The organism is Flammeovirga sp. OC4, from assembly GCF_000812565.1.
In the GTDB taxonomy this organism is placed as follows: Bacteria; Bacteroidota; Bacteroidia; order Cytophagales; family Flammeovirgaceae; genus Flammeovirga.
Genome location: NZ_JTAM01000115.1, coordinates 1 through 11,971, shown reverse-complemented (window position 1 = coordinate 11,971; position 11,971 = coordinate 1). Strand labels below are relative to the sequence as shown.

Annotated in this window: 9 protein-coding genes and 1 pseudogene; all 10 read right to left on the bottom strand. The window is 33.3% G+C overall.

Going from position 1 to position 11,971, the window contains the following annotated elements; all coding sequences use genetic code 11:
• Nucleotides 1-22: 22 nt before the first annotated feature.
• Nucleotides 23-130 (bottom strand): annotated as a pseudogene (locus tag PL77_RS32610) (AIPR family protein); the annotation flags it as partial.
• 15 nt (nucleotides 131-145) lie between these two features.
• Nucleotides 146-883, bottom strand: coding sequence for a hypothetical protein (locus PL77_RS29005; protein ID WP_044213283.1), 738 nt, complete (start codon nucleotides 881-883; stop codon nucleotides 146-148).
• A gap of 119 nt (nucleotides 884-1,002) precedes the next feature.
• Entirely contained in the window at nucleotides 1,003-1,626 is a 624-nt protein-coding gene (locus PL77_RS29000; RefSeq protein WP_044213281.1) for a hypothetical protein, read from the bottom strand.
• Between the two features lie 378 nt (nucleotides 1,627-2,004).
• The gene (locus tag PL77_RS28995; protein WP_052444833.1) at nucleotides 2,005-3,690 is read right to left on the bottom strand and encodes a glycoside hydrolase family 3 protein; all 1,686 of its coding nucleotides are present in this window, start codon (nucleotides 3,688-3,690) and stop codon (nucleotides 2,005-2,007) included.
• A 10-nt stretch (nucleotides 3,691-3,700) separates the two neighbouring features.
• Nucleotides 3,701-3,979, bottom strand: coding sequence for a hypothetical protein (locus tag PL77_RS28990; protein WP_044213279.1), 279 nt, complete (start codon nucleotides 3,977-3,979; stop codon nucleotides 3,701-3,703).
• Nucleotides 3,980-4,074: 95 nt separating this feature from the next.
• On the bottom strand, nucleotides 4,075-5,166 hold the full coding sequence (locus tag PL77_RS28985; RefSeq protein ID WP_044213278.1) for a DUF2652 domain-containing protein: 1,092 nt from the start codon (nucleotides 5,164-5,166) through the stop codon (nucleotides 4,075-4,077).
• Between the two features lie 580 nt (nucleotides 5,167-5,746).
• Nucleotides 5,747-7,327, bottom strand: a complete 1,581-nt coding sequence (locus PL77_RS28980; RefSeq protein ID WP_044213275.1) for a sulfatase-like hydrolase/transferase — start codon at nucleotides 7,325-7,327, stop codon at nucleotides 5,747-5,749.
• A 318-nt stretch (nucleotides 7,328-7,645) separates the two neighbouring features.
• Nucleotides 7,646-9,625: a S9 family peptidase gene (locus tag PL77_RS28975; protein WP_044213273.1), complete on the bottom strand. Its 1,980-nt coding sequence runs from the start codon at nucleotides 9,623-9,625 to the stop codon at nucleotides 7,646-7,648.
• A 247-nt stretch (nucleotides 9,626-9,872) separates the two neighbouring features.
• Complete coding sequence (locus tag PL77_RS31250; RefSeq protein WP_052444832.1) at nucleotides 9,873-10,751, bottom strand: MORN repeat-containing protein; 879 nt, start codon at nucleotides 10,749-10,751, stop codon at nucleotides 9,873-9,875.
• Nucleotide 10,752: 1 nt separating this feature from the next.
• Complete coding sequence (locus PL77_RS28965) at nucleotides 10,753-11,565, bottom strand: DUF2490 domain-containing protein (RefSeq protein ID WP_052444831.1); 813 nt, start codon at nucleotides 11,563-11,565, stop codon at nucleotides 10,753-10,755.
• Nucleotides 11,566-11,971 lie beyond the last annotated feature (406 nt).

Below are 11,971 nucleotides of genomic sequence, written 5' to 3'. Positions count from 1 at the left end.
ACAGTCCAAACTAATGGGGTAACTATAGAGCTCCATTAATAATTTGAGGATATTCTATTCTGACAGAACTATTATTTTCTCTAAATTTAAAACTAGAAGAAGTTATAGTAATACCATTATTATAAAAGTAAAAATTTTGCTTATCCTATAAAGCTGACTTTACAATCGTTTTATTAATTTTATTATTACCGAGGCTAAAACGTAAGTTTTTATCAAATAATTTATATTTAAATTCATTTCTTAGATTAATAATCTCATCTCCAGTAATTAATGAAATAAGTGTATGGTGCTTTCCAATCTTCTTTTCTATCTTTTCAGGATTATTATCATAAGACAACTTTATATTAATATTTTTTGGTTCTATTGAAGAAGTTTTACTTAGATACTCTAAATATTGGTCTTTAATTTCATTAAAATCATAATATTTTAAATCCTGATAGATTTCTATTAATTCCTTATTAGGATTATAACCTAAATGAAAAAAATGAAATTTAATCTCATATTTATTTCTTCTAACTGCAAATTCTGTTGCAATATCTTTAATTTTAGGGTTTGTATGATTTTGAATATAATCATAATCATCAAGTTTATCAGGAACTGTAATAAGGTAAGAAATCCATTCCTTCTTTAAAGCACTCATATTTTCAAGAGAATATGCAGATTTAAATTGAGAAATATGTATTTCTTTTCTGTCTTCATTTATATAGAATGAATCAATAGAATCGTCATTTCCATTTAACCCAAATATTGAATTATCAATATCATCCTCTGTCATTTCTGGAAAATAAATTTTTAAGCAAAAACTGCAAAACCCGTCTTCTATTTTATCTGAATACTCTTTTGTTTCTTTCTTTAATTGTTTGAAAAATTCTTTATCTTCCATTGTGAATTTAAATTAAGTTATATTTTAGTTGGTCTTACTGGTAACGTAATGGCTAAACTACGACCAGCGGGCGTGTCGACCGGTGGATGGAGGTTAGCTATTGTTGGCAACTTTATTAGTTAAATTTTCTTGTAAATATATAGTTTAAACCAATTTTCTTTATTGATAAAAAGAAACATTACATATGATATTATTTGAATAGAGATTACAAAAAGTAAAGGCACTGAAATAAGTGTGTAATTACTTTCATGAAAACTTCTTGGATAAGTTATTCCAATTAGAGTCAGTGTAACTAATGTTCCTATCATTAAAGAATAATAATTCACTTTTAGTGATAATTTAAATGAGTTATCGTTATTCACTTTTAGGAATATTCTTGGTGATATTAACCCAAAACCTCTAGCATCATTAATAATGAGCCTATAATTTTCTGAATCAATACGAATACACTTGAGGTCATTTAAATTATCATTCTTGTAAAGTTTTGAGTCTCTTACGGGAATAGATTTCAACTCTTTGATTAACAACCTGTTACTCTTATTATATTTATCATCTTTTTCTTTATCTTTCTTTTCTATTAATTCAATCTCATTTTCATGAGCTTTTGTCAATTGAGTAGGAGATCTCTTTTTTAAAATATAAAAAGCTTCCAACCTTGCCTCTTCTAGATAATCTTTATTTGTTATTATCTTGAGGAGTTCTGAATCGGTTTTATTCTGATATATTTTTGAAAATTTATTCATCCTACTTTTATGGTTGCCAACATTGTATAAACACCATGGCGTTTATCCCTTTAAATTTACGGCTATAAACCATGGCGTATAGCTATTACTAAAAAATGCTTCCAACTTTCTAAAAACGTTTGCTATCAGATCATTGAAATGATCTTCTACAAGATAATTGTTAATGTATTACGGAACAAAAAATATTTTTCAAAACTAATCCGTAAGCAAATGTAATTCTCCCACATCATCATCAAAGAAATGAAAACAAAAAGTCCTCCGCTGACTTTATTTTTTTGCTCCGTTTTTGTTATGGCAAAAATGAAGAATAGAAAGCTTGAAAAATTTATAAAATATGTGTGAAAACCTCGATTGAAAGTTGACAATAACAGCCTCTACTTAATAGCCTTCACCCTGCCTGTAGTATCGAGTAGAAATGGGTAGTTTACCTGTTGTTTTTGCTCCTAATAATGCATCAAATACCGCTTGTTGCTGATACTTACCATCTTGATAGGCTACAAAAATATGGTCTACTTTTTCTATTCCTTCCAATTCATCCAACGCATACGCATTCCCAAAGTGCAGGAGCGTTATTTCTGTATCTCCTAATCCACTGACAAGGCTTTTTCTCACCACTCGATGAATATCAAAATGATTGAAAGGCTTAATATTTATACCATGAATAGAAACATAAACTTCTCTGTATGAATTTAATTTGCAAAGCAGATCATAAAGATCATTTTCATCCTGATCGGAATTCCATTGGTAAAAATCACCATATTCAGCACATGCGTTCTTTAAAAAGTCTTCTTCTTCCACGTTGATTTGTTTCAGGTGATGTGCTACTTTATCTCTTTCTGAAATCGTTTTCGTTTGATTTTTTATTTGAAGAAAAGCGATCTCCTTTTTGCCTACTAATTTTGTATGAGGTGATAGTCCAATTTGTGTAATGGTTGCCTTCACTAATTTTTCATTCAAGGCATAAGAGGCTTTTGAATGCAAATCCTTTTCTAGACCTTCCAGTTGAATTGGCTGATATTGATCCAAACCCACCCATTTTTTCATTGCTAAAAGTTTGGTCACTGCTTGATCCAATTGTTCCTCTGACCAAATACCTTTCTCTATTGCTTCTTTTATTTTTTGAAAACCTAATGGAACACTCTCGCTATTGGTAATAATATGATTGCCAGCAAGGATTGCTTTTAAATCTGCATCTCCATTTTTAAAAGTATTGGTAATACCCTGCATATCCATTGCATCCGTGATCACCAATCCTTCAAACCCTAAATCATCAAATAAAATATTGCTCAATACCTTTTCAGATAAAGTGGTGGGTATCCCTTCTTTTTCCTCCCAAGCAGGTACTGATAAATGAGCGGTCATCACACTGCTCAATCCCTCTTCCATCAACTTCTGAAAGGGATAGAGTTCCAAGGATTTAAGTCGAGCATCAGTCTGTGATAAGATGGGCAATGAAAGATGAGAATCTATGCTAGTGTCTCCATGTCCGGGGAAGTGTTTGGCATTATCCAACACTTTTTCAGATTGTAGACCTTTCATATACGCCAAGCCTTTCTCTGCTACCAATTCTTTATTTTCTCCAAAAGAACGGTAATTGATTACTGGGTTTTTGGGGTTATTATTAACATCTACCACAGGTGCCAATGGTGAACAAACTCCTAAACGCTTACAATCTTGGGCGATCTGTTTGCCCATTTGATAAATCAAATCATCATCTTGTATTGCTCCCAATGCCATTTGATAAGGGAATGTTGTACAACCCGTCAGACGCATTCCTAGTCCCCATTCTGCATCAATATTGATAAAAAGTGGCACCTTAGAAGCCGCTTGGTATTGATTAGTCAAATTAGCTTGAGTAACAGCATTACCTTGAAAAAAAGTTAAACCTCCTAAATGGTAATTTTTGATCAATTCTAGTACTTCAATCGTATGGCTTTCATCACGGTTAGAAAAACAAGCGACTTGAAAAAGTTGACCAATTTTTTGATCTAAACTCATTGATTTTAGGTTTTTTATCACCCACTCATCATTAATGTGATTGATAAAAGGAGGTTTTTTGTTCATTGGATACAGTTTATTTTAAAAGTTGATTTTCTTTCAACAAATTTCTCTTGATTTGAATAATGTGCTGTTTTAATACTTTTTCTTCAACAGAAAAACCTCTTTCTCTTCTCTTTTTTAAAAACTTTCGGATTTCTTCTCCTAGTTTTCCTTGAAGGTCCAATTCTTTATGTCTTGCTGCACAATGATCAAACCGCTTTGAGATGACATCTTTTGTCCCTCTTAATTGTTCCGCTTTAGAAATTTTCTTTTTAAAAATCCCTTTTTTTAATAATGGCTTTTTCTCTAACATACACTTACTATGATCAATATTGATTACAAAAATAAAAAATCCAAAACAATTAAATTTGAGAACAAAAGTAAACGCTTAGAAAGCAGAAGTTCAACTTACTCTTCTAAAGCAATTTCTTTTGTCTTTTCACTCAGATTATCAATATTTTTCACAATTCCTTTTCTGAATACATCTTTAATAAAGAAATTTTTAAACACTTTCTTAAAGATCGATTTTGTCTCCAAATACACTTCTACAATCAGTTTGGACCTCTGAGCATTAATAGGTTGAAAAGTATAAAACTGATATACTTTATCCACAAATGGAGGGCCATCTGTCATCTCCCCATAAATCAAACCTGAAGCCGCTGAAGCATCATTTTTAGTGACGGTTACAAAATTTAAATGTTTTCCATTGATTACACATGTATGTTCAGTCCCTAAGCGGGTTACCTCATGTTCATTGTAAATAAATTGATCAACACCTTCGGCCCATTCGTATCTTCTTGCATAATTTGACACCCACTCTATTCCTTCCTGAGCATTGCAATAAAGCTCTACTTCATAAGTTATATCTGCGGATTTATCCAAACTGATTTTCTGAGCAGTTGCGAAAGGTTTGAGTTTAAGATGATCTTTATCTAAGATAGAGTAAAGATATTTTACAATTTTATTATCGTATTCATTTTGACCTTCTTGAAAATCATAAAGCTTGCTCTTATAATGCGCTGGTAACATTATTTCGTTGGCCAATGCATCACTTATCAATATATAATTATCACTATCGACATCATTTTTCATTAAACGATGTGCCTCAATCGCCTCTGCACCAAATGGTTTTCTTTTATTTTGAACCGTAATAAATTCGACATCACCACAATGTACAATTATTTTCAGCTGCAATTGTGGAGCAGTGGTACATGCCATACACGGACAAACTCTATTCTTCTCTAATAATTTTAAATGAGAATAAAATGCAGTAAAAGTATTTTCAATCTGAGCGAGTAATTGTTCTAAAGAAGGCATTTCTTCTTTAAAGAAAAATAAAGCATCCCCCTCTACTTCTGCCAATTCCAATCCAATAGTATTGGACTCAATCATCACCTCTAATAATTCAGCAATGACGTGTTGTGAATGCTGTGCTTCAGTAGTCTGAACGAACTCGGTAAAGCCTGAAATATCAGGTAGAAAAAGTAGCGTTTTTGCCATTAAAAAGTGGTTGTTATTATTAATAAGATGAAGATAGGTGAAAGAATTTAGTTTTAAGGCACTATTGGGAATAATAGGTCACAAAAAATCCCCCATGAACCAAATTTTCATGAAGGATTAATCTTCGCTTTATTCAAACTAAACACACTGTAAACTAAATTATCGTCAACTTTCAAGCTTCCTTTATACAAGCATTGATAGGATCTACTTTCAAACGTCTTTCTTCTTCGTTTTTGTCTTGAAACAAAAAGAAGCAAAAAATTCAAGGCTTTGAAGTCAAAAGCTAAATTCCATTTCTTTCGCCTAAATGATTTTAAACTCGCTGCGCTCAGACAACAAAATCATTTTTAACGGCTCAATACATGAAATTCTTAACGCTTTTCCCTTCAAGGCCGAGGGTGTTACTACTAAATGAATGAGTAACTGATTATAGATCAAAGACTAAGGTTTTATACTCATCTTCTAAAAGCAGTTCTGTAGGGTCGTTGCATTGCAACGACCTCGCGAACCACAATACACTACCATTTCTCCTTCACAAAAGGAATTGCATGAATTAACGAAAATTTAGTTTACAATGTACTTACTGAGCTAATTGAATAGGATAATTCGCCTTTTTGACTAATTTTTTCATTTCAATCACTTTAGATGAAAACTCTGAAGCGACATTTTTCTTTTCATAAGGATCGTTGGATAAATCATAAAGTGCCCACTTATAAACACTTGTATTATTAGTGTAATCACTTGCCTTTACATCCTTCTCATTCACTAGTTTCCAACCGTCTTTGATCAATACATCTCTTGCGACACCAGTTGTATTTTTAAAGAAAATATAATCGTGTTTTTGCTGTTCACCTTCATCAATCAATGTCGGTAAATAAGAGATACCATCCGTTTGCTTTATTTCTCCATTGATCAAATCGGCTATAGTTGGCATAAAATCGTAATCTGTAATTACTACATCACTCTTTGTCGATGCCTTTATTTTATTTGGCCATTTGGCAATGTAAGGTAGATGGATTCCGCCTTGATAGCTATGCCTTTTCATTCCTCTTTCTCCTCTTGTACCATTAAAAATATCTTCACCACTATGGTGACCATCCCAGAATACTGGTTTAGTATTAGGTTTTACAATGGGCTGATTAAATGTATTGGTTTGGTAATCGTATACTAAATTTGGGTCGATAGCATGAGGGTTTACGGTTGCATAAGATTGAATTTCATGTCCATTATCACTTGCAAAAACGATAAGTGTATTTTCTGAAAGTCCTAATTCATCCAACTTTTGGACAAGACTTCCTACAGATTGATCGAGTTTGTAAATCATGGAAGCATAAACTTTTTCAAGCTCTGTCCATCCTTCTTGATCTTTATAAACATAGTCTTTGGGAGCAATAGACGCTGGACCATGCGGTAGCTGAGTTGCGTAAATCATAAAGAATGGCTCCTCTTTTTTGTCATCAATATACATCAATGCTTTTTCCAACCAAATGTCCTCTGCATAAGTCATACTATCTTCTCCTACTAGTAAACAAGTAGGTGATTTTTTAGTCACTTTTGGATTGTTAGGCAACAGAATCCTTTCTCCATTTTCAAAATAGTGGGGAGGATAAAAACTCCAACACATCACGGCGTCTAATAAACCACAATGATAATCAAAACCATAGCTATCAATCATTTCTGCGGTATCAGAATAACCAAATCCTAATTTCCCAAAATACGAAGTTGTATAACCTGCTTTTTGAGCCATTTGCCCAATATAATAATGCCCTTCGTTCTGTTTTCTATAGATCTTCTTATCAAAAGTCGCCTGATCAATTAAACCTGCCGCCAACTGACATTGTAAACCGCCTGGAGTATGTACTGGAGCATGGGCATTATTCAAACCTGTTAAAATAGATGCTCTTGCTGGCGAACAAACATTACTACCGTAGGCGTTTGTAAATACCTTTCCGTCTTTTGCTAATTGATCAATATTTGGGGTCTTAATTTTAGTTTGCCCATTATACCCTAAAATGCCAGGACCAAGATCATCGGCATAGATTAATATGATGTTTGGTTTTTCGTCTTTAACTTCCGCATTGTTTTGTGATGCCTCTTGTACACATGCAACGCCACTAAATAAGATAATGAAGAGACACAGAAGTTGTTGATATTTTTTCATACTACAATGTTATTATTGAATAAAAGAAGGTCCACTGATTAGGTCATCATAGGTGATGATAAAATAATGATATCTCATCAAGTTCTACGTATATAAAGTAGGCTTGATGAGATTGATTTATACTTTGTAAACTAAGCTTTTGTACACTTCCAATAAGTTTTTCTACAAGATTTTATACTACCAAAAGTATTGGGTAGAAAGTCCACTGGTGCGAATGTGAAGCGTTAGTGTCATTCGTGTCATTCAGATGAGTAGAAATCTGCTGATTTCTAAACACTATACATATTCGAAAACCTAGTTTACAATGTATTCATTGACTTACTGAGAGCTGTCTTGTTTTTCTAATTTTACAGACTGATCAATGGCATCTTGAAATTCATTTTCAAAATTAATCACCTTTTGAAGTGACTGATCATTTCTTTTTTCGTGTGGGTAGAAACGTCGCCATTTTGAATAATCACCACCAACCCATTGTATTAATTTTAAGTCCGGTGACTCTCCTGACCATCTTTTATCCACTTTAAATGGGCCTTTTGCTTTCCATGCAGATTGGAATGACAGTTCTGTCAACTCATCCCAATCTTTCAATGGTTTCTTGCCAGTTGTTTTAAAATCTGAAGGAACTAACTCAATTGTATTTAAGCCTCTATTTGGTAATTTCACTACCGCTGTATATTCTTCTTTTCTTCTACCGGTATAAGACAACCATTGGTTTGTGACAATCTCCACTGAAATTGTATTTCCAGCTTCCGTTGTTTCAATATCAATTTTTAACTTTCCACCTTCAGGTCCCATAAATGAAGGATCAATGATTTTTCTGGTGCTGTAAAACCAATGCTGACTGTTATCAGGGTAAAGCGTATACCAGTCTTGCATACCATTTTTAAAATCATCTACCTTATTTTGTCGATGTTCCGTAGCTTTTACCTTCGCACCTGCCAACATTTCTGGATAGGCTACTTGGTATTTCGAAGTAACCGTAATATAATTTGTCGTATTCCTTCCTGGTCTTGAAGGAATCTCATATCCTAAATCGTACGTGATATTGGCAAAGGCAAATAGAGGTTCCTTTGTATCAAAAACGGGACATTCAGCTTCATAGAATTTCCCCTTTTGTTTTACTTCAGCACTTCTAAAGAACCGTACTCTTGGATCTCTAGCATAACCATAATAAATTTCAACTTTTTGAATTGGTAAACCGGAAGATTGATCTGGCTTTACTTTGAAAACAGGAATACCATTTTTTGTCTTTAAAATTAATTCTGAAGAAGATTTTTTAGGGAATTCTATTTTACCTTGTAGATGGGATTGCATCCATACAAATCGGGCCGCATCAGTATTGTCTGTAAAGCGGTGGTTTAAATGTGGAGCTAAAACTAAAATATTCTCTGTTTTCTTTGGCAACAGTTGCATTCCTTTATTTACTAACTCAAGAGGGGAATTAAAATCATCTGTTGAACCCAAAAATAAAATTGGAGCTTTTATTTCAGGCCAATAAGACTGGCAGTCTACCACCTTTTTGTAGTAATCTAGATTTTCTTGCATTCTTCTCTTACTATTTGGCAAACCCCATAAGTCTTCAAATAAATAGCCACTTCCACCAACTGAAGGTGCCGCTGCTTTTACACGAGGATCAATTGACACCATCACCGTCAATTTACCACCCATTGAGTGTCCTTCAACACCTAACTTATCAGCATCAACTTCTGATCTTTCCTCTAAAAAAGTCAGAGCACGACGTCCTGCAATATTCACTAAAGTCCAACTACTATTCATTGGGTGTGGCTCTGTATACAAAGTGTTAGGACCAGGTGTAACATCATTCCAATGTTTTAAGTTATTTGCTCCACCTAGGAATCCTGCCGCAATACCATCCCAATCAGTATTTGGTAAACCTTTCTCTACTTCTTTTTCGCCCCAGTTAATACTGATACATGCAAAACCTAATTTCACCCAAAATTCTACTCTTGATTTTTCGGCTCTTTGTCCACCTCCATGAAGGTGCAGCACTGCTGGAACATTTTCTGCTCCTTTAGGGTATCCATAGTACGCACTAATTTTTGGAGCTCCTGATTTATTTGTCCCTTTCAATGGACCAAGATCATAACGTATGTATTCAAAATTACCGTTATCATTTTCCCATTTTTTCAAGACCTCTACATTTAAAGGTACTGACTTAGGATCATAGTTCTCCCAAAGTTCTTCTACTGACTCAGGTGCTTTTTGTTGTGCGTGGGTAAACTGGAGACAACCAAAAGTCAAGATTGTCGATATTATTATCAAAGTAATTTTCATCATCCTTTTCAATACTTTAAATCAAAAAAATAGGTACACATCTAACATTGGTCTTCATGTACATTTCACTTTCAAAGCAAATATAGAAATGCACTTATTAGGTTTAATGAGTAGAAATATCAATTCTTTGTTCTGATCTATCAGCTAATAAAACTAGTATTTCAGTACTATAAAAGGAACCTGACATTTTTTTAATTAAGCACAAAAAAAGAGGTAATGAATCATTACCCCTTTAAATTAATTCTAACTTCTAACTTTTCATGCTATTTTTTTTGTTCTTCGGCTTATCTTTCTTCCAGATTCCCTCAAATATTTTTTTATCTTCTTTATCGAAAATAACTCCAAAACCTTCCCTTAGATTGCCACTCCAAAACCCTTCGTATCGTTCACCTGATTCAAAATAGTATACTCCAAAACCTTCTCTTGTTCCGTTTTTGAAGTTTCCTTCATAGCGGTCTCCGTTTTCCCAAGTATATTGTCCTTGTCCATTTCTACTATTGTTCTCCCAATAGCCCTCATAGAAACCTTTTTTCTCAAACACCGCATAACCAAAACCGTTGGCTTTTCCATCTAAGACTTCTCCAATGTATTTGATTTCGGCTCCATCATGATTGACAATTTCCAAACGGTTGATTTCCTTTTCTTTTAAAATTAATTCCTTTTTAAGGTTCTTAATTTCTTTTTGGTTGTGTTCTATATTTTCTTCAAGGTCACCTTTTCTTTTAGCTAACACTTGATTGTTTTTCTTATAAAACTTAATGCTATCATAAAGGTATTCCTGATTTTTCTTAAGGTTCTTAATATGAATTTCCTTATGATAATAACGCTTTTCCAATTGATTGATCTTATCAAAAGGCAATTTCTGTTCATTGATATAAGACCAAGCCTGTTCTGTATAATCAGTAGTATTGCTGATACTGTCCATTATTCCATAGTAATGTAAGGCTGTATCATATTGATGTAATAACAGTAATGAATCTGCTTTACTTTTGATGGATAATATCTCAAGTTCCACTTCTTTTTTCTCTAAAGATTGGATCTTCTGAGACAAATCTCTAATATGTGTACTATAGTGATAAATGGTTGCACATAGTAACGTGAAGATGATAAGTATAAGTGCTTTTTTCATGTTAATAGCCAAGGTTTATTTTTGGAATTGAATTTCCTTTCTTACGTGTGTCTAAACCGATAAATACATTGAATCGGAAAATATGACTGGTTTTATATTGATAGCCACTTGATTTTTGACCCAAAGTCCACATGTGACCAGCAAACAAGGTGATATTATTATTCACTACATAACCAAACCCATTGTACGTTCTAAAATCCTCAAAAGGATTGAAACCAACAGATCCTCCTGAGTGCATAAAGATTTCCACACTTGGAGAGAAATAGAGTGTATTCTTTTCAATTTTCCTTTTGTTGATTGGAATGTACATGAACATCTTATAACGATACCTGTTGGTGTAATCATACTCAGCACCAATATCATTGTCTTTTTTCCAACGGTGTTCAAAACGGAATTGATGGTACATTTTCACCCTACCCATCGTAGGCATTCTGAAAAGCCACTGATGCCAAATACGGTGTTCCAGCGTATAACTTTCGTATAGATCACTGCCTGGGTCTGGAGAGAAGTTCACCACCATAGTGGGACCCACTACAAACTCAAAATAATCATTGATATAAACGTTCAAACCGGCACGGTTATAAACTTGTCTTGGACGGCCAACAAATGAAGTAACATCATCTAACGAATTTCTCGTTCTATAATGATGCTCACCATAATAGCCGAAACGTTCTGAGAATCGGACTTTCAAATAAACTCCATTCCAGATACCTGTTTCTTCTAAATTTACCTCAGGACCTTCCTGGGCGTTAACTTGAGTACAAAAAGCTAGCAATAGAATTGCAAGCGACGTAATTATTGGTAGTTTTAGCATAATCAATTAAGTGAAGTTAGATCTTATTTTAATGCGATCTGAGTGTTGTGAAGAGTGTTGGTTTTAGTGAAAGTTATGGACTTTTATTAGTAGAAATCCACAAAACAGTACAAAACAAATGTAGGCGGGTGATTGTAGAAATCTCAATTTATTTGAATCTGTTTATAATTTTTAAGTTATTTTTCACCTAAAAAATGAAGTTGGTTAATATTTGTAATTCAATTTTTAAAACATACTAGATAAGTTTCAGCAAAATATTTCCTTTTTCTATTACTTGTTTTTAAAATAATATTTAGATCGCTATTACAGATGACCGAACCAAATCAAAAGTAATAACAAATCTTCAATCTTTTTAATAAATGTATTGTCAAAACGTCTTAAGTACATTGTAAACTAAATTATCGTC

Coding starts and splice junctions, on each gene's coding strand:
- PL77_RS29005 (WP_044213283.1), bottom strand. CDS start 883: ATGGAAGATAAAGAATTTTTCAAACAATTAAAGAAAGAAACAAAAGAG.
- PL77_RS28990 (WP_044213279.1), bottom strand. CDS start 3,979: ATGTTAGAGAAAAAGCCATTATTAAAAAAAGGGATTTTTAAAAAGAAA.
- PL77_RS28995 (WP_052444833.1), bottom strand. CDS start 3,690: ATGAACAAAAAACCTCCTTTTATCAATCACATTAATGATGAGTGGGTG.
- PL77_RS31250 (WP_052444832.1), bottom strand. CDS start 10,751: ATGAAAAAAGCACTTATACTTATCATCTTCACGTTACTATGTGCAACC.
- PL77_RS29000 (WP_044213281.1), bottom strand. CDS start 1,626: ATGAATAAATTTTCAAAAATATATCAGAATAAAACCGATTCAGAACTC.
- PL77_RS28980 (WP_044213275.1), bottom strand. CDS start 7,327: ATGAAAAAATATCAACAACTTCTGTGTCTCTTCATTATCTTATTTAGT.
- PL77_RS28965 (WP_052444831.1), bottom strand. CDS start 11,565: ATGCTAAAACTACCAATAATTACGTCGCTTGCAATTCTATTGCTAGCT.
- PL77_RS28985 (WP_044213278.1), bottom strand. CDS start 5,166: ATGGCAAAAACGCTACTTTTTCTACCTGATATTTCAGGCTTTACCGAG.
- PL77_RS28975 (WP_044213273.1), bottom strand. CDS start 9,625: ATGATGAAAATTACTTTGATAATAATATCGACAATCTTGACTTTTGGT.